Below are 17,661 nucleotides of genomic sequence, written 5' to 3' on the forward strand. Positions count from 1 at the left end.
CCACCCCGGCAGAACTCACCCCGCGCACAGCCCGCCCTCCTTGGGGGCCGCCCTCGCCGACGAGGCCGACAACCCACGAAAAAGGCCCCGCACCAACGTGCGGGGCCTTTCACGCGAAAACCTTACCGAGGCGCCGGACCAGCCTGGTCCGAAAGCATCCGCAGCGCGTTCACCAGTCCGTTGACCAGCCCACGCACCAGGTCACCCTCCTTGAACGACGCCACCATGCTCGCCACCGCGAGCTTGGCGCCCCGGTCCGGCAGGCGCAGGTGGGCCACCTTGCCCGTGACGATCTCGATCAACCGCTCGCCCGGGGAGACCGCGATCAGGACCGCGTTCGCCGGGTTCGGCGTCGTCGCGTGCAGGCCCTCCGCCGTCGTGCGGCTTTCCGCGCCCAGCTCGCCGAGGTAGAGGCTGAAGTCCAGGCCGGTCTCGCGGCTCGCGAAGGTCAGCGCCTCGTCGAGGCGGGCCAGCTGCCGCGGGGTGAACGGCCCGGACGGTGCCGCCGGCTCGTACATCTTGGCCGCGGACACGCGACCGGTCGCCGTCAGCGCCTGGCCGTAGCCCAGCTCGGACTCGTCGACGCGTGTCGTCAGCTCACCAGTTGCCACGAGCGCCTCCCGCCGCGGTCGGGGCGCCCTCGGGCGCGCTGTTCTCGATGGCGGTGTGCCCGTGCCCGGTGCCCGCACCTTCCGGGTTGGCGCTCCACCACATGGCCGGGTAGTCCCAGGCCTGGCCGGACCGGGGCCGCGGGGCGCCGCCGGACCTGCGCCGGAGCGTCAGCAGCCCGGCGAGGCCGTAGATCGCCAGCGGGATCACGGCGAAGACCAGGATCGTCTCGACAACGTTCACGGCGCTGAGCGTATCGGATGACCTCCGCCCCCACCGCGCGCGGCGCACTCGACCGTTCGTCGTAAGCCGAGTGCCGTCCGCCGCTTGGCTCGCGGGGACTGGAACGTTGGGGCGAAGACCGTCGGGCCGAAAGGTTGCAACTCAACGTACAGGCGGCCGCACCCGCCGCTGTCGTCTTGTCCGGACCTTGAAATCCTCGTAGCTTTTTCACCTGTACGGGCCTTGCGCCCCGCTCTTCAGCCCCAGCAGGTAACGCACCGGTCCCAGGAGGCCTTGCCATGAACAGCGTCCAGACGCCCGCACAGGCGATCACCGAGACCTTCTCGTCACTGAGCGACATCGACTTCGTCCCCGGAACGCGTGTGACGGCGGGCACAAGGGTTACCCGGGGTACACGTGTCACTCGCGGTACACGCGTCACGGCGGGAACGCGCGTCACGGCGGGCACCCGGGTGACGGCGGGCACGCGGGTCACCCGAGGGACCCGGGTCACGCGGGGCACTCGCGTCACGATGGGCACGCGGGTGACGGCCGGCACGCGAGTCACCTGCGGCACCCGCGTCACCCGAGGCACGCGCGTCACCATGGGCACCCGCGTCACCTGCCAGAGCGACTTCGCGCTCGCTGCCTGACCCCGTACTCCAGGGCCCCGCGCACTACCTGAGCACTTCGCGCAAGCACCCGGCTCGCCCCGGCCGCCACACGGCAGCCGGGGCGCCGGCTTGTCCGGGCTCCGTTAACCGCCTCTGACCGCCTCAGGCTCTCGCCCAGGGCTTCGCCCGAGCCGGGGGCTCGGCCACCCGGACCCCCGCCACGGTCAAGCCGCGGAGCCGAGATACGGCCGCCAGAGCGGGTCGGCCTCCTTGGAGTGCGCGAGCAGCCGCCAGTGCGGGCCGTGCGGGGCGCGAGGGACCACGCGCAACCGCCAGCCGATCTCCGAGAGCAGCCGGTCCGCCTTGCGGTGGTTGCACTTGGCGCAGCAGGCGACGCAGTTGGTCCAGCTGTGGGGGCCACCCCGGCTGCGCGGGACGACGTGGTCGATCGTCTCGGCCCGCCCCCCGCAGTAGGCGCAGCGGTACCGGTCACGGTGCATCAGACCCGCGCGGGTCAGCGGTACCTGCGCGCGATACGGTACGCGGACGTACGTGCTGAGGCGGATCACCGAGGGCACCGGCAGCGAGACCTTCGCCGAGTGCAGTTCGGTCCCGCCGGGGTCACCGTGGACCACTTCGGCCTTGCCGCACATCACGAGCACGACGGCGCGCCGCAGCGGCAGTGCCGTCAGCGGCTCGAAAGTGGCGTTGAGCAGGAGCACCCGGCGTCGGCCCCACGACGGGGCGGCCGGGTCCCGGCCTCTACTACGCTGGCCGGGCGGGCGGGTCACTCCCCCTGGGCGGGTCCCCGGCCCGGCCGGGACGGTTCCGCCGGATGCGGAACCCCCCGGATAGGCACGCAGAACCACCTCTGGCGCCTCGTCGGCCGTGGCTCGGCCGGAGACGCCGCGGGGGCTGGGTTGTCGGTCTGGCACTCGACCACCTCCAGGGGCGTAGGCATAGTCGACCACAGAACAGGCCCCCAGCGCACGTGTGTTACAAGACGTGTCACATCCGCGCGACCCAACATCCACTCGCCGTTGGGGCAGCCGACCCGATCGGAAGGATGAACGAAACCCCGTGCTCCCCCTGCTCACTTCCGCCAAGACACCGTGCATCGACGACGCCAGCACGTTCTGTGCCCAGGTGTACAACGTGACGCACAACGAGTGGCTGGCGGGTTCGGCGAACTGGCTGATCACCAAGCCGGTCAAGATCCTGATGATCATCGTGATCGCGTTCGTGGTCCGGATGCTCGTGAGGCGGCTGATCAACCGCGTCACGACCCTGCCCAAGACCGGCGGCAAGCTCCCGTCGCTGCTGCGCCCCCTGCGCGAGCGCGCGCCGGAGGTGCTCGGCGCCGCCGTAATCGAACGCCGCCGCCAGCGCGCCATGACCATCGGCTCGGTGCTGAAGTCGATGGCGACGTTCCTGATCTACGGCCTGGCGTTCATCCTCGTGCTGGGCGAACTCGGCATCAACCTGGGCCCGATCATCGCCTCGGCCGGCATCATCGGCGTCGCGATCGGGTTCGGGGCGCAGAACCTGGTCAAGGACTTCCTGTCCGGGATCTTCATGATGGTCGAGGACCAGTACGGCGTCGGCGACGTCGTGGACGTCGGCGAGGCCTCCGGCACGGTCGAGTCGGTGGGCCTCCGGATCACCACGCTGCGTGACGTCAAGGGCACGGTCTGGTACGTCCGCAACGGCGAGGTGCTCCGGGTCGGCAACTCGAGCCAGGGCTTCGCGGTCGCGGTCGTCGACGTCCCCCTCGGCTACACCGCCGACGTCGAGCGCGCGGCGACGGTGCTCGCCGACGCGGCCTCCGCGGCCACCGAGGGTGACGCGCTGAAGGACAACGTGCTCGAGCCGCCGGAGATGCTGGGTGTGGAAAGCGTCACACCCGAGGGCATCCAGCTGCGCCTGACGGTGAAGGTGCGCCCGGGCAAGCAGTGGGCGGTTCAGCGCGCGCTGCGCGCCCAGCTGCTGGCGGCCCTGGAGGAGGCGGGCTTCGACCCGCCGCTCGGCCGGCTGTTCCCGCCCGCGGCCCCGCTGGCGGCCGACAAGAAGTGACCGGTGGCCGTCCCGGCCCGAACAGGCCGGGACGGCCCGTCCTTCTCGAACCGTCCTCGCGGCGGGCACGGTTACGCTGGGAAACGGGTTTGCGACCATCCGGCATGAGCGGACCGGGCGTCGGGAACCCGGACCCCAGGGGCAAAATGGAAGGCGTGTCTGCAGTGAGCGAACCGGCGAACCTCTACGAAGCGATCGGTGGCGAACCGACGTTCCGCCGCATCATCGGACGCTTCTACGAGGAGGTCGCGCGCGACGAGGTCCTGCGTCCGCTCTACCCCGAAGAGGACCTCGGGCCGGCCGAGGAACGCTTCCGGCTGTTCCTCATCCAGTACTGGGGCGGCCCGCACACCTACTCCGACCAGCGCGGGCACCCGCGGCTGCGGATGCGGCACGCGCCGTTCAAGATCGGGCCGATCGAGCGGGACGCCTGGCTGCGGTGCATCCGGATCGCCGTCGACGAAGAGAACCTGGGCGAGCCGTACCGCGGGCAGCTCTGGGCCTACCTGGAGATGGCTGCGCACAGCATGATGAACAGCTTCGTATGACAGAGCCAGCCTGGTGGCGCGATGCCGTCTTCTACCAGGTCTACGTACGCTCGTTCGCCGACTCGGACGGTGACGGCGTCGGGGACCTGGAAGGCATCCACTCCCGGCTCGGTTACCTGGAGCTGCTGGGCGTCGACGCGCTGTGGCTGACGCCGTTCTACCGCTCCCCCATGGCCGACCACGGCTACGACATCGCCGACCCGCGCGACGTCGACCCGATGTTCGGCACCCTCGGCGACTTCGACGTGCTGCTCACCGAGGCGCACAAGCGGGGCATCAAGGTCACCGTCGACGTGGTCCCGAACCACACCAGCAACCAGCACGCCTGGTTCAAGTCGGCGATGGCCGCCGCGCCGGGCAGCCCGGAACGCGACCGCTACGTCTTCCGCGACGGCGTCGGCCCGAAGGGCGAGGACCCGCCGAACAACTGGGTCAGCGCGTTCGGCGGCCCGGCCTGGACCCGGGTGCCGGACGGCCAGTGGTACCTGCACCTGTTCGCGCCGCAGCAGCCGGACCTGAACTGGGCCAACCCGGAGGTCGCCGCCGACCTCGAGCGCACCCTGCGGTTCTGGCTCGAACGCGGCGTCGACGGCTTCCGCATCGACGTCGCCCACGGCATGGCCAAGCCGCCCGGCCTGCCGGACATGGACCCGCGCGCGAACGGGATCGGGCCGAACCACTACTACGACCCGCGCTGGGACCACGACGGCGTCCACGAGATCCACCAGATGATCCGGAAGGTGCTCGACGAGTTCCCGGCCGCGATGGCGGTCGGCGAGATCTGGGTGACCGACGAGGAACGGCTGTCGCGCTACCTGCGGCCCGACGAGCTGCACCTGGCGTTCAACTTCCGGCTGGTGCTGACCCACTTCGACGCCGACGCCATGCGCACGGCCATCGAGCGGTCCCTGGCGGTCCCGGCCCGCACGGGCGCCCCGGCGACCTGGACGCTGGGCAACCACGACGTCTGGCGGCAGGTCAGCCGCTACGGCGGCGGCGCCACGGGGGTGCGGCGCGCGCGGGCGATGGCGCTGGTCGAGCTGGCGCTGCCGGGCGCGGTGTACCTGTACAACGGCGAAGAGCTGGGGCTGGCGAACGTCGAGCTGGCGCCGTCGGACATGGCGGATCCGCGCGCGAAGACGAGCGGAGCCGAGTTCGGCCGGGACGTCTCGCGGGTACCGCTGCCGTGGGAGGGCGATCTGCCGCCGTTCGGTTTCTCGCGGAACCCGCGGACGTGGCTGCCGATGCCGGCTTCGTGGGCGGAGTTGACCGTGGAGAAGCAGATCGAGGACGCGGACTCGACCCTGTCGCTGTACCGGGCCGCGATCGAGCTCCGGAAGACGCATCCGGCGTTCAGCGGGGACGAACTGGAGTGGTACGGCGCACCGGCGGGGTGTTTCGCCTTCCGGCGGCGCGGGGGCGGGTTGGTTTGCGCGTTGAACACCTCGGCTTCGCCGATCGCATTGCCGCCGGGTGAGGTGCTGTTGTCGAGCAGTCCGCTGGTGGCGGGGAAGCTGCCCGCGGATTCGGCCGCCTGGCTGGTCTGAGGCCGCTTCCACAACCCGCGCCGGTTGTGGACAACTCCGGCCGGAAGCCCCTTCGGGCGGCTTTTTCGTCGGTAGGCCCCGATACGCTGGAAGCGGGGGCAGCCCCCAGGGAGGGCGGGCCGCGCGCGGTGCGGGAGTTCAGCCGGACTGGTTGCCCGAGCCGTCGTCGAACGCGCCGCTCGCCAGCCACGCCACCAGCGCCGCGGCCTGGAGGTAGGGCGCCGCGTGGGCAGCCGCCCGGCCCGCCGCGCGCGTGCGGCCCCACCTCTCAGGTCGTTCCGCGGGCGCCGGCGCCCGCTCGCCCGCCGGACGGTCCCGCCGCCACGGGGTTTCCTCGGCGCGCACGCCGTCGAGGAAGTCCGCCGTCGGGTCTTCGTCCTTCATCGTTTCGGGAGTCCGGGTGGCGGAGCCCCCGGCCGGGGTGAAGCCCCGAATGGCACGGTCATGCCTCCAGCGTGCCACCGCCCCGCGCGGAACGGTGGCCGCCGTAAGGACTTCGTCAGAACAGCAGCGGCAGCAGCGCGTGCCGGCGCCGCACGATCGCGCCGTAACGCGCGTCGAGGCGCAGCCACGAGTCCGTCGCCGTCACGCGGACGACGTCACCCTCGACGTCCGAGTCCACGAACCCCATGCCCGACATGGCGAACAGGCAGCGCATCTGCACCTTGACCTCGACCGAGCCGCCGGTCACCGTCAGGACCGCCTGGTCCATCAGGGACGACGGCGGCGTGCCGTGCGGGCCGACGTTGTCCCTCGCCAGGCTCACCCCGCGGTCCGCCAGCTCGGACACCACCCGCGCCGGGAGCTCGTCGACCAGCGGCCAGCGGCCCGGCGGCGGCAGCTCGCCGTGCCAGAGCAGGTCGCGGGCGGGGCCCGGGTCCATCCGGGGGCCGCCCGCCACGGTCAGCGCCGCCAGCAGCTCGTTGCCGGACACCGTGACGTCGCCGGGTGTCACGTCCCCGGCCACCGCGCGGGTGGCCAGGCACTCGAACGGCGTCGCCGTCCAGGCCTCGACCACGCCGTCGCCGCGCCGGCGCAGCCGGACGGCCGTCTGGCCGTCCAGCCGGACCGCGCGGGCGACGAACGCGCCGAGGGTCTCCCGGTCGGCCGCGTCCGGCACGAACAACTCAGGCATCCGCGAACCCCTGCTTCAGAAACTCCGACTCGGCCGGGGTGAGCCTACGCGGCCGCAGCTCGACCGTGTCGTACGGCGCCAGCACCGTCTCCGCGGTGACCGCCACGCGGTCGTCCGGAGAAGGGCCGCCGCGGACCCGGTAGGCCAGCGTGAAGCTCGCCGCGCGCAGCTCGGTCAGGTCGATCTCGATCCGCAGCTCCTGCCCGGACACGACGATCGGCGCCTTGTACGCGACTTCGAGCCGCACCACGACGATGCCCTTCGGCAGCTGGTCCAGCCCGGCTTCGACGGCCGCACTGAACAACAGCGGGATGCGGGCCTCTTCCAGCAGCGTCACCAGCTTCGCGTGGTTGACGTGGCCGTAGACGTCCATGTCCGTCCAGCGCGGGCGGACCAGCGAAACGTAGGTCACCGCACCGTGCTCCGGATCTGGCGGGCCGCCACCGAAAGCGTCGCCAGGTCGAGCCGGCCGGACTTGGTGATCTCGTCGAGCGCGACGCGCGCCCGCTGCAGCCGGGACGCGTTGGTCTTTTCCCACTGCTCGATCTTGGCGTCCCCGGACGATCCCGGATCGCTGTGCCGCAGCGCGTCCAGCGTGATCGCCCGCAGCGAGCTGTAGACGTCGTCGCGCAGCGAAAGCCGGGCGAGCGCGTGCCAGCGGTTGCCGCGTTCGAGCTTGCTGATCTCGGTGAGCATCTGGTCGATGTCCAGGTGCGCCGAGAGCGCGTAGTACAGCTCCGCCGTCTCGGCCGGGCTGTGCACGGCGTCCACGCCGACCTGCTGCTCGGCGAGCTCGGCCACCTCGGTGACGTCGAGCAGGCCGTAGGTGTGCAGCAGCAGCGACACCCGGCGGGCCACGCTCGCCGGCACCCCGGCCCGGATCAGCTCGTCCGCGTGCGCCTGCACCGACTCGGCCTCGCGGCCGCGCAGCAGGTCGCCGATCTTGGGCACGAGCTTGCCCAGCACCCGGCCGAAGCGCTGGATCTCCGACAGGGGGGCCAGCGGCTGCGGCCGGTTGGTGAGGAACCAGCGCGCGGCCCGGTCGAGCAGCCGGCGGGTCTCCAGCACCATCGCGTCGGCGACGTCGGTGTGCACGACGTTGTCGAGCGCGTCGATCTCCTTCCACAGCGCGGGGAGGTCGAACACCTGCGTCACGACCGCGTACGCGCGCACCGCGTCCGTCGCCGTCGCGTTCATCTCCTCCATCAGCCGGTAGACGAACGAGATGCCGCCGCCGTCGACCACCTCGTTGGCGATCATCGTGGTGATGATCTGGCGGTGCAGCGGGTGCTCGCCGATCGCGTCCGGGAACCGCTCGCGAAGCGGCTTCGGGAAATACTCCGGCAGCCGCGCGGCGAAGACCTTCGAGTCGGGCAGGTCGCTGGCCAGCAGCTCGTCCTTCAGGTCCAGCTTGACGTGGGCCAGCAGCGTCGCCAGCTCCGGCGAGGTGAGGCCCTTGCCTGCCTTCTCCAGCTCGCGGAACTCCGAGTTGCTGGGCAGCGCTTCGAGCTTGCGGTCGAAGGCACCCGCGGACACCAGCGCCTGGACCTGGCGCGCGTGGACCGAGACCATCGGTGCGGCGTGCGCCCGGCTGACGCCGAGGACGGCGTTCTGCCGGTAGTTGTCCTTGAGCACCAGCGCGCCGACCTCGTCGGTCATCTCCTCCAGCAGCTCGTTGCGCTGTTCGCGCTCCAGCTTGCCGGTCTGCACGAGGTGGTCGAGCAGGATCTTGATGTTGACCTCGTGGTCGGAGCAGTCGACGCCGGCCGAGTTGTCGAGCGCGTCGGTGTTGATCTTGCCACCGCCCCGCGCGAACTCGATCCGGCCGAGCTGGGTGAGGCCGAGGTTGCCGCCCTCGCCGAACACCTTGACGCGCAGCTGCCTGCCGTCGACGCGGATGGCGTCGTTGGCCTTGTCGCCGGCCGCGGCGTGGCTTTCGGTCTCCGCCTTGACGTAGGTGCCGATGCCGCCGTTCCAGAGCAGCTCGACCGGCGCCAGCAGGATCGCCTGGATCAGGTCCATCGGCGCCAGCGCGGTGACGCTGTCCTCGAGCCCGAGCGCCGTGCGGACCTGCGGGCTGATCGGGATCGACTTCGCCGTGCGCGGGTAGATCCCGCCGCCCTCGCTGATCAGCGAGCGGTCGTAGTCGTCCCAGGAACTGCGCGGCAGGTCGAACAGCCGGCGCCGCTCGGCGTACGACGTCGCCGCGTCGGGGTCCGGGTCGAGGAAGACGTGCATGTGGTTGAACGCCGCGACCAGCCGGATGTGCTCGGACAGCAGCATGCCGTTGCCGAAGACGTCGCCCATCATGTCGCCGATGCCGACGACGGTGAAGTCCTCGGTCTGGGTGTCCTTGCCCAGCTCGCGGAAGTGCCGCTTGACGCTCTCCCAGGCCCCCTTGGCGGTGATGCCCATGGCCTTGTGGTCGTAGCCGACCGAGCCGCCGGAGGCGAAGGCGTCCCCCAGCCAGAAGCCGTACTGCGCGGAGACCTCGTTCGCGATGTCGGAGAACTTCGCCGTGCCCTTGTCGGCCGCGACGACCAGGTAGGAGTCGTCGGCGTCGTGCCGGACGACCCCCGGGGCGGGCACGGTCTTGCCCTCGATGCGGTTGTCGGTCAGGTCGAGCAGGCCGGAGATGAACATGCGGTAGCAGGCGATGCCCTCGTTGAGCAGCGCGTCGCGGTCGATGCTCGCGTCGCCGCTGGGGGCCGGCGGGCGCTTGACGACGAAGCCGCCCTTCGCGCCGACCGGCACGATCACCGCGTTCTTCACCGCCTGCGCCTTGACCAGGCCGAGGATTTCGGTGCGGAAGTCCTCGCGCCGGTCCGACCAGCGCAGGCCACCGCGCGCGACCTCGCCGAAGCGCAGGTGCACGCCCTCGACGCGCGGGGAGTACACGAAGATCTCGAACTTCGGCCGCGGTTCGGGCAGGTCGGGCACGCCGGCCGGGTCGAGCTTGATCGCCAGGAACGTCCGCGGCCGCCCGTCGGTCCCCATCACGTGGTAGTTCGTCCGCAGGGTGGCCCGGATGACAGCCATCAGGCGGCGCAGGATGCGGTCCTCGTCGAGGCTGGTGACCTCGTCGATCATCGCGTTCAGCTCGGAAGCCAGCGCCTCCGTGGCGGCCTCGCGGTCGGCCTCGGCGAGCTTCGGGTCGAAGCGGGCCTCGAACAGCTGCAGCAGCTTCGTCGCGATCTGCGTGTGGTTCAGCAGCGTGTTCTGGATGTAGTCCTGGGAGAACGCGCTGCCGGCCTGGCGCAGGTAGCGCGAGTACGCGCGCAGCACGGCGGCCTGGCGCCAGGTGAGCCCGCCGCGCAGGACGAGACCGTTGAGGCCGTCGACCTCGGCGTCGCCCCGCCAAGCGGCCTCGAAGGCGTCCTGGAAACGCCCGCGCAGCTCGTCGACGGCGTCCTCGTCGGACTCGTCGAGCATCTTCTGGTCGACGCGCAGGCCGAAGTCGTAGATCCAGCACGCGCCGCCGTCCTCGCGGTGCAGCTCGTACGGCCGCTCGTCGACCACCTCGACGCCCATCGCCTGCAGCACGGGCAGCACCTTCGAGAGCGTGACGCCCTCGCCGCGCAGGTAGAGCTTGAAGCGCCGCTCCCCGGGGCCGGCGTCGGCGGGCCGGTAGAAGGACAGCGCGAGGTCGCCTTCGTCGGTCAGCGAGTCCAGCGAACGGAGGTCGGCCAGTGCCTCTTCGGCGGTGAAGTCCTCCTTGTAGCCCTCGGGGAAGACCATCGCGAAGCGCTGGCCCTGCTCGGTGGCCGACTCCTCGCCGACGATCCCGACCGCGACGCCGCCGTCGGCGCGTTCCCGGCGTTCGTCGAGGACCGCCTCGACCATCCGGTCGTCCCAGGTGCGGACGGCGTTGTTCAGCCGGTCCTGGATCTTGAGCGTGTCCGGCTCGAGCCGGCGCGCGGGGTCGGTGTGGACGACGAAGTGCACCTGCGCCAGGACGGTTTCGCCGATCCGCGCGCTGTACTCGAGCTGGGTGCCTTCGAGCTCCTCGAGCAGGACTTCCTGCATCGCCAGCCGCGAGCGCGTGGTGTAGCGGTCGCGCGGGAGGTAGACGAGGCAGGAGTAGAAGCGGCCGTAGGGGTCGCGGCGCAGGAACAGCCGCAGCCGGCGGCGGTCGGCCAGGGTGATCGCGCCGGTCGTCGTCGAGTACAGGGAGTCGGTGTCGGCCGAGAACAGGTCGGCGCGCGGCCAGTTCTGCAGGATTTCGAGCATCCGCTGGCCGGAGAACGATTCGAGCGGGAAGCCGGCGCGGTGGATGACCTCGCGGACCCGCTTGCAGACGACCGGGATGTCGAGGACGTTCTCGTGCAGCGCGGTGGTGGTGAACATGCCGAGGAAGCGGTGTTCGCCGGTGACTTTGCCGTCGGTGTCGAAGGTCTTCACCCCGACGTAGTACGGGTAGACCGGCCGGTGCACGGTCGAGGGCGCGCTCGCCTGGGTCAGCACCAGCAGCGTCGGCGCGAGGGCGGTGGTGGCGGTGTCCGGGCCGGCGGTGAGGCCGCGGGCGGCGAGGCTGTCCTGGCGGAGCACGCCGAGGCCGGAAGCGAGCACCGCGCGCAGGGCCGGCTCGTCGCTGTCCGGGTGCGGGTTGTCGATGATCTCGTAGCGGCGGTAGCCGAGGAAGGTGAAGTGGCCGTCGGCCAGCCAGCGCAGCAGGCGGGCGCCCTCGGCGACCTCGTCCTCGGGCAGCTGCGGCGGGGAAGTCTCCAGTTCGCTGGCGAGCTGGCAGGCGGTCTGGGCCATCTTTTCGGCGTCTTCGACGACCTCGCGGACGTCGCCGAGCACGCTGGAGAGCCGGTTGTCGAGCTCGCGGGCGCGGTTGCGGTCGGTGACGAAGTCGATCTCGATGTACATCCACGACTCGGCGGCCGAGTTCGCGGGCGGCTCGGCCGGGTCGGCCTCGGGGTGGACCTCGAGCAGTTCGCCGGTGAGGTCGCGGCTGACCACCACGATCGGGTGAACGATCCGCTGCACCTGCACACCGTCGCGAGCGAACTCGGCGGCGATGGAGTCGACGAGGTAGGGCATGTCGTCGGTGACGACCTGGACGACGGTGGCTTCGCGCGCCCAGCCGTCTTCGGCGACGGTGGGGTTCAGCAGCCGCACGGCCGGGCGGCCGGGCATCCGGGACTTGGCCAGCTGCAGGTGCGACCGGACGGCGCCGACCAGGTTGACGGGCTCGTCGCCGACGATCTCCTCCGGCGGGATGTGCCGGTAGTAGAGCCGGATGAGCTCACCGATCTCCGGCGCCAGGCCGGCCGCGGCGTCGATCAGGTCGTCCCTGATCTGCTCCGGGCTGGCCGGGGAGCGCGGGGCACCGAATTCGGGTTCGGCGTCGGCTCCGGTTCCGGGTAGGGACGAGACTCCGGTCGAGCTCATGTGAGACAACACTCCAGTTTGCGTGAGGTGGCACCGCGCCGGTTCGACGTTGAGCCGGCCACCCCACACTAATGCGCCGCGACGGCGGATCACATGAAGACCCAGGGGTTCCGTGAGGCGCGAAAACCCTTTCTGAGCATGGAAATCGCGTGATCGGTCAAGCTACTGACGGGTTGCGTAGCGCGGCGGTACGCGGCCCTGACCAGCCGTGCTCAAGGGCTGTCACGTGGCACGACGTCAACCTGATCGGTTCAGTTGATGGGGCCGGCTGCCGTTCGGCGAGCGCTGTCGGCCGGTCGGCGACGCCGGGGTGCGATGGATCCCACTGGGTCGGCACCGGGGCAGGTCGGCGACGGATCGGCGTGTTTCGGCGACCGGCGGCCCGTCGGGGTGAACTCTGCGCGGCGGGGCGGCGGTGGGTGCTGGGCGGTAGCGTGGGAACGGCGCTGCTCCGGGCGGTTGAGCCTGCGGATTCCCGGCCCGGCCGCCGTCGCGATCCAGGCGGCTCAGACTGCGCATCCCTGGCGGCCCGCCGCCGGGAGCCGGACGGCCCAGCCCACGGATCCCCAGGCCGACCGGCGCCAGCCGGGCGGCCCAACCCTCGGATTCCCGGCCGGCCCGCCGCCGCGGTCGGCCGGGTGCGGGTCAGTCGCGGGAGCGGTGGCCGCGGGAGTCGGAGACCTCGGCGCCGTGACCGTTGCGGCCGTGACCGTTGCGGCGGCCCGTGTCCTGGGGGCCGAGCTGCTTCACCAGCGCTGCCGCGCTGGCCGTGCCCGCCTGGTGCTCGGCCAGCGCTCGCGCGAGGAGGTCGGCGAGCCCGGCGTCCGGTGGGGGCTCGTCCTCGGCGATCGCGCGGGCGTAGCTCTCCGGGAACGGGGCCGTCGCCGGCGTCCAGTGGCCGAAGTCCTCCATCGGCTCCAGCGACGGGGGCATCCGCAGCCGCGGCAGCCAGGGCTCGGCTTCGTCGTGGTAGTCCGGCGCCGACGGCGGTTCGTCCTCCGGCCGCGGCGGCGGCGCGAGCTCGGGTTCGGGACGGGCCGGTTCCGCGGCGCGCGGGCTGTCCGCGTCTTCCGCCCGCCGACGGCCCCCGGCACCTCCGGAAGCGGAGATGCCCAGTCGGTCCAGCACCGACCGCGCGGCCACCGAGCCGTGCTCGGCGTCGTGCCGCGTCGACGGTTGCGGCTGCGGCTCCTCCGGTGCCCACTGCTCCCGTTCGGCGGCGGGCTCGGGCGCGAGCGGCAGCGCAGGCGTGACGCGGGTGGGCGCCGACTCCCGCTCGGCGGCGGTCTCCCGCAGCCGGGCCTCCGCCAGCGCGGCCCAGGAGAACTTGGTCTTGCCGCTTTCGACGCTCGGCGCCGCCTTGGGACGGCGTTCCGACGACGCGTCGCGCACGGACGGCTCCGGCTCGGAACGGCGCTCGGACGACGGCGCCGCGGCCGGCTCCGACCGGAAGTCCGGCTCACGCTCCAGCTCGGAGCGGTCGGCCGAGTCCCCGCTCGACCGCATTTCGGCCGATTCCGGCTCGAGTTCGGAACGGCGCTGCGCCTCCCGGCTCGACCGCACCGGCTCCGACTGGAGTTCCCGCTCCCACGCAGGCTGCGAACGGCCCTCCGGCTGACGGCTCGACCGCACTTCAGCCGCTTCCGACCGGAACTCCGGCTCGCGCCTGTGCTCACCCGGCCCCGAACGGCCCTCCAGCGCCTGGCTCGACCGCCCTTCGGCTGGCTCGGACCGGGAACGGCCGTCGGGCTCCCGACTCGACCGCCCCTCGACCGGCTCCGCCCGGAACTCCGGCTCCCACCTGGGCTGGGAACGAGCCTCCAGTTCGTGGCCCGACCGCACTTCCACCGGCTCCGACCCGAAGTCGGGTTCACGCCTACGACCGGAACGGCCCTCGACCGCCCGGCCCGACCGCACCTCAGCCGTCTCCGACCGAACCTCCCGGCTCGACCGCGCGTCCACCGGCTCTGACCCGAAGTCGGGTTCACGCCTACGACCGGAACGGCCCTCGACCTCTCGGCCCGATCGCGCCTCGACCGGCTCGGACCGGAAGTCCGGCTCGGAACGGCGGTCCAGTTCCCGGGCCGACCGCGCGTCCACCGGCTCCGACCCGAAGTCCGGCTCACGCCTACGACCGGAACGGCCCTCGACCTCCCGGCCCGACTGCACCTCCACCGCCTCCGGCTCCCGGCCGTGCTCGGAACGCCGGCCCGGCCGCGGATCACCCGGCTCGCGACCCGCCACCGGCCGCGGCTCGGCACTGGCCTCCGGCTGCCGTGCCGACCGCGTTTGCGCGGGGCGACCCGGCGCCGGTTCGTCGCGGACCGCCGGCATCAGCGCCGTCTCCGCCGCGTCCGCCGTCACGCGGGGCTGCTCGAACGACCACCGCGATGGCGACCGCGTTCCCTCACGTCCGAACGACCACGCCGGCGTCGTCGGCGCGGGCGCGGGCGACGGCGACGGCTCCGGAACCGGCTCGGGCGCCACCACCGGGACCGGGCGTGCCGGCACCGCCTTCAGCACCTCGTCCAAGTCGACCGATGCCGGCTCGCCGCTGCCGAACTCGCCGGCCAGCACGTTGCACGCCTGCCGACGGGCCCGGGCGTGCAGCTGCTCGGCCGCCCGGGAGCGGTACAGGGACGCGATGGCCTCCTCCGCCTGCCCGAACCGCTCCTCCAGCTGCGCCAGCTCGAGCCACAGGCGCGCGGTGATCGACGGCAGCCCGTGCCGTTCCGTGCTCGCCACCGCTTCCCTGACCAGCTCGATCGCCGCTTCGCCCGCCCCCGAGGGCAGGTGGACCCGGGTCGCGACCGCCAGCCGCAGCCAGCCCATCGGGGCGACGCCCGCCGCGCGCACCGGCTCCGCCAGCATCGGCTCCGCGATCTCGTACGCCATTTCGGTGTCGCCGCGGTCGAGCAGCGTGCTCACCAGCAGCAGCACCAGCCGGATCCGGACGAGGCCGCCCTCGTCCGCCGGATTGTCGAGCTTCTCCAGGAAGCCGAGCCCGGTCCGGGCCGCGTCGGCGGCCGCCGTCAGGTCGCCGTGGCGCCGCCGGTGCGCGGCCGTGCCGACGCGCAACAGCGCGCGCGTCAGCAGCTGCGTGTCCGCACCCAGCGAGTCGTCGCCGACGACGAGCTTGTCCGCCTCCACGAGCACGCGGTCCAGCTCCGACTTGCGCCCGAGCTGACCGAGGCAGCCCACCAGGTGGCACAACGCGGCCGCGCGGTGCACCGGCGAGACCACCGGATCCGTCAGGACCGGCCGCAGCGCGGCGAGGCCGGTCAGCGGCACGCCGAGGCTGCGGGCGCACACGGCGAGGTCGATGCGCAGCCGCGCGGCGATGTCGCCGTAACCCGCGTGCTCGGCCGCGCGCAACGCCGCGACCGCGCGCCCGACCGTGGCCGGCCGCATCCCGAGCCGGACGCGCGCGGACACGACCAGGCTCTCGGCGCGGATCCACTGTTCGTCGGCACTGGCGGCTTCGGCCAAGGCCGCCGCCCGCTCGCCGAGGACCAGCGCGAGCTCGGGCGCCCGCAGGTGCAGGGCGTCCGCCCGCTCGATGAGCCGCCCGACTGCGGAGAGGGTTCCCCCGGCATTGGCGGAGCGCCCGCCCTCCACTCGGCCCGCCGACGCACGTCCTCCCGCGGAGGCGGCGTTCGACGGAGCCGGGCCCGTCCGGTGCTGTTCGCTGGCTTCCACGGGGAAACCCGCCCCCTCAGTCGCGGGTCAGCTTGCGATGGGTGACACGGTGCGGCCGCGCCGCCTCGGCGCCGAGGCGCTCGACCTTGTTCTTCTCGTACCCCTCGAAGTTGCCCTCGAACCAGAACCACTTGGCGGGCTCTTCGTCCGTGCCCTCCCAGGCCAGGATGTGCGTCGCGACCCGGTCCAGGAACCACCGGTCGTGGGAGATCACGACGGCGCAGCCGGGGAACTGCTCCAGCGCGTTCTCCAGCGAGCCCAGCGTCTCGACGTCCAGGTCGTTCGTCGGCTCGTCGAGCAGGATCAGGTTTCCGCCCTGCTTGAGCGTCAGCGCCAGGTTGAGCCGGTTGCGCTCACCACCGGAGAGCACGCCCGCCGGCTTCTGCTGGTCCGGGCCCTTGAACCCGAACGCGCTGACGTACGCCCGCGACGGCATTTCGGTCTGCCCGACGTGGATGTAGTCCAGCTCGTCGGAGACGACCTGCCAGACGGTCTTCTTCGGGTCGATCCCGCCGCGGTTCTGGTCCACATAGGACAGCTTGACCGTCTCGCCGATCTTGACCATGCCGTCGTCCGGCTCCTCGAGCCCGACGATGGTCTTGAACAGCGTCGTCTTGCCGACGCCGTTCGGGCCGATCACGCCGACGATGCCGTTGCGCGGCAGGTCGAACGACAGACCGTCGATGAGGACGCGGTCGTCGAAGCCCTTCTTGAGCTTTTCGACCTCGACCACGATGTTGCCCAGCCGCGGGCCCGGCGGGATCTGGATCTCTTCGAAGTCGAGCTTGCGGTGCTTGTCCGCCTCCGCCGCCATCTCCTCGTAGCGGTCGAGCCGCGACCGGGACTTGGTCTGGCGTGCCTTGGCGTTCGACCGCACCCACTCGAGCTCGGTCTTCAGGCGCTTCGCGAGCTTCTGGTCCTTCTTGCCTTGGACCTCGAGGCGCTCGCGCTTCTTCTCCAGGTACGTCGAGTAGTTGCCCTCGTAGCCGACGACGCGGCCGCGGTCGATCTCCATGATCCACTCGGCCACGTTGTCCAGGAAGTACCGGTCGTGGGTGACGGCGAGGACGGCGCCGGCGTAGCGGGAGAGGAACTGCTCCAGCCACAGGACACTTTCGGCGTCCAGGTGGTTGGTGGGCTCGTCGAGCAGCAGCAGGTCGGGCGCCGACAGCAGCAGCTTGCACAGTGCGACCCGGCGGCGCTCACCACCGGAGAGGTGCGAGACGCCTTCGTCCGGCGGCGGGCAGCGGAGCGCGTCCATGGCCTGCTCGACGGTCGAGTCGAGCTCCCAGGCGTCGGCGTGGTCCAGCTCCTCCTGGAGCTGGCCCATCTCCTCCATCAGCGCGTCGCTGTAGTCGGTCGCCATCAGCTCGGCGATCTCGTTGTAGCGGTCGAGCTTGGTCTTGATCTCGCCGAGCCCCTCCTCGACGTTCTGCCGGACCGTCTTCTCCTCGTTGAGCTCCGGCTCCTGCATGAGGATGCCGACGCTCGCGCCGGGCTGGAGGAACGCTTCGCCGTTGCTGGCCTGCTCGATCCCCGCCATGATCTTGAGAACGGTGGACTTACCGGCACCGTTCGGCCCGACCACGCCGATCTTGGCGCCGGGGTAGAACGCGGTGCTGACGTCGTCGAGGATGACCTTGTCCCCGACGGTCTTGCGCACCTTCTTCATGGTGTAGATGAACTCGGCCATACCCACGATCGTAGAGCGCGCGTGATCGCGACCCGACGCCGGTCACCGTCGGACTACCGAAAGTCAGCCCGAGATCACGCCGAGACTACCGAAACGGCCGTTTTCCCGGCACCCGGACAGCGGC

At 71.8% G+C, this 17,661-nt stretch carries 13 protein-coding genes; 4 read left to right on the forward strand and 9 right to left on the reverse strand.

The features are described 5' to 3' along the window. Window positions 1-122: 122 nt before the first annotated feature. Complete coding sequence (locus ACLJOU_RS22245; RefSeq protein WP_410569577.1) at window positions 123-611, reverse strand: DUF5130 family protein; 489 nt, start codon at window positions 609-611, stop codon at window positions 123-125. Next, entirely contained in the window at window positions 598-852 is a 255-nt protein-coding gene (locus ACLJOU_RS22250; protein ID WP_410569578.1) for a hypothetical protein, read from the reverse strand. The genes ACLJOU_RS22245 and ACLJOU_RS22250 overlap by 14 nt, the downstream gene beginning before the upstream one ends. Before the next feature lie 278 nt (window positions 853-1,130). Here ACLJOU_RS22250 and ACLJOU_RS22255 point away from each other — a divergent pair, with 278 nt between their 5' ends. Continuing rightward, window positions 1,131-1,484, forward strand: a complete 354-nt coding sequence (locus ACLJOU_RS22255) for a hypothetical protein (RefSeq protein WP_410569579.1) — start codon at window positions 1,131-1,133, stop codon at window positions 1,482-1,484. 185 nt (window positions 1,485-1,669) lie between these two features. Here the strand turns inward: ACLJOU_RS22255 and ACLJOU_RS22260 are convergent, their stop codons facing one another. Beyond that, window positions 1,670-2,167, reverse strand: a complete 498-nt coding sequence (locus ACLJOU_RS22260; protein ID WP_410569702.1) for an HNH endonuclease — start codon at window positions 2,165-2,167, stop codon at window positions 1,670-1,672. Between the two features lie 358 nt (window positions 2,168-2,525). On the opposite strand from ACLJOU_RS22260, the gene ACLJOU_RS22265 reads away from it, so the two are divergent. The 3 genes from ACLJOU_RS22265 (at window position 2,526) to ACLJOU_RS22275 (ending at window position 5,613) form a co-directional block, all read left to right on the forward strand. Continuing rightward, the gene (locus ACLJOU_RS22265) at window positions 2,526-3,518 is read left to right on the forward strand and encodes a mechanosensitive ion channel family protein (RefSeq protein WP_410569580.1); all 993 of its coding nucleotides are present in this window, start codon (window positions 2,526-2,528) and stop codon (window positions 3,516-3,518) included. A 146-nt stretch (window positions 3,519-3,664) separates the two neighbouring features. Continuing rightward, window positions 3,665-4,066: a globin gene (locus tag ACLJOU_RS22270; RefSeq protein ID WP_410569581.1), complete on the forward strand. Its 402-nt coding sequence runs from the start codon at window positions 3,665-3,667 to the stop codon at window positions 4,064-4,066. Further along, window positions 4,063-5,613, forward strand: coding sequence for a glycoside hydrolase family 13 protein (locus ACLJOU_RS22275; protein WP_410569582.1), 1,551 nt, complete (start codon window positions 4,063-4,065; stop codon window positions 5,611-5,613). The genes ACLJOU_RS22270 and ACLJOU_RS22275 overlap by 4 nt, the downstream gene beginning before the upstream one ends. A 138-nt stretch (window positions 5,614-5,751) precedes the next feature. Here the strand turns inward: ACLJOU_RS22275 and ACLJOU_RS22280 are convergent, their stop codons facing one another. The 6 genes from ACLJOU_RS22280 to ettA form a co-directional block, all read right to left on the reverse strand. Continuing rightward, window positions 5,752-5,997: a hypothetical protein gene (locus tag ACLJOU_RS22280; RefSeq protein ID WP_410569583.1), complete on the reverse strand. Its 246-nt coding sequence runs from the start codon at window positions 5,995-5,997 to the stop codon at window positions 5,752-5,754. Window positions 5,998-6,112: 115 nt separating this feature from the next. Further along, window positions 6,113-6,748: a hypothetical protein gene (locus ACLJOU_RS22285; protein WP_410569584.1), complete on the reverse strand. Its 636-nt coding sequence runs from the start codon at window positions 6,746-6,748 to the stop codon at window positions 6,113-6,115. Next, the gene (locus ACLJOU_RS22290; RefSeq protein WP_410569585.1) at window positions 6,741-7,160 is read right to left on the reverse strand and encodes an acyl-CoA thioesterase; all 420 of its coding nucleotides are present in this window, start codon (window positions 7,158-7,160) and stop codon (window positions 6,741-6,743) included. The genes ACLJOU_RS22285 and ACLJOU_RS22290 overlap by 8 nt, the downstream gene beginning before the upstream one ends. Next, window positions 7,157-12,145, reverse strand: a complete 4,989-nt coding sequence (locus tag ACLJOU_RS22295) for an NAD-glutamate dehydrogenase (protein WP_410569586.1) — start codon at window positions 12,143-12,145, stop codon at window positions 7,157-7,159. Before ACLJOU_RS22295 ends, ACLJOU_RS22290 begins: the two co-directional genes overlap by 4 nt. A 645-nt stretch (window positions 12,146-12,790) precedes the next feature. Then, window positions 12,791-15,844 carry a hypothetical protein gene (locus ACLJOU_RS22300; RefSeq protein ID WP_410569587.1) on the reverse strand — a complete coding sequence of 1,018 codons (3,054 nt, stop codon included), beginning with the start codon at window positions 15,842-15,844 and terminating at the stop codon, window positions 12,791-12,793. A 16-nt stretch (window positions 15,845-15,860) separates the two neighbouring features. Next, window positions 15,861-17,537 carry an energy-dependent translational throttle protein EttA gene (gene ettA / locus ACLJOU_RS22305; RefSeq protein WP_410569588.1) on the reverse strand — a complete coding sequence of 559 codons (1,677 nt, stop codon included), beginning with the start codon at window positions 17,535-17,537 and terminating at the stop codon, window positions 15,861-15,863. Between the last annotated feature and the right edge of the window lie 124 nt (window positions 17,538-17,661).

It is taken from the genome of Amycolatopsis sp. cmx-4-61, from assembly GCF_046548775.1.
Classification (GTDB): Bacteria; Actinomycetota; Actinomycetes; order Mycobacteriales; family Pseudonocardiaceae; genus Amycolatopsis.

Coding starts and splice junctions, on each gene's coding strand:
- ACLJOU_RS22255 (WP_410569579.1), top strand. CDS start 1,131: ATGAACAGCGTCCAGACGCCCGCACAGGCGATCACCGAGACCTTCTCG.
- ACLJOU_RS22270 (WP_410569581.1), top strand. CDS start 3,665: ATGGAAGGCGTGTCTGCAGTGAGCGAACCGGCGAACCTCTACGAAGCG.
- ACLJOU_RS22275 (WP_410569582.1), top strand. CDS start 4,063: ATGACAGAGCCAGCCTGGTGGCGCGATGCCGTCTTCTACCAGGTCTAC.
- ACLJOU_RS22280 (WP_410569583.1), bottom strand. CDS start 5,997: ATGAAGGACGAAGACCCGACGGCGGACTTCCTCGACGGCGTGCGCGCC.
- ACLJOU_RS22285 (WP_410569584.1), bottom strand. CDS start 6,748: ATGCCTGAGTTGTTCGTGCCGGACGCGGCCGACCGGGAGACCCTCGGC.
- ACLJOU_RS22295 (WP_410569586.1), bottom strand. CDS start 12,145: ATGAGCTCGACCGGAGTCTCGTCCCTACCCGGAACCGGAGCCGACGCC.
- ettA (WP_410569588.1), bottom strand. CDS start 17,537: ATGGCCGAGTTCATCTACACCATGAAGAAGGTGCGCAAGACCGTCGGG.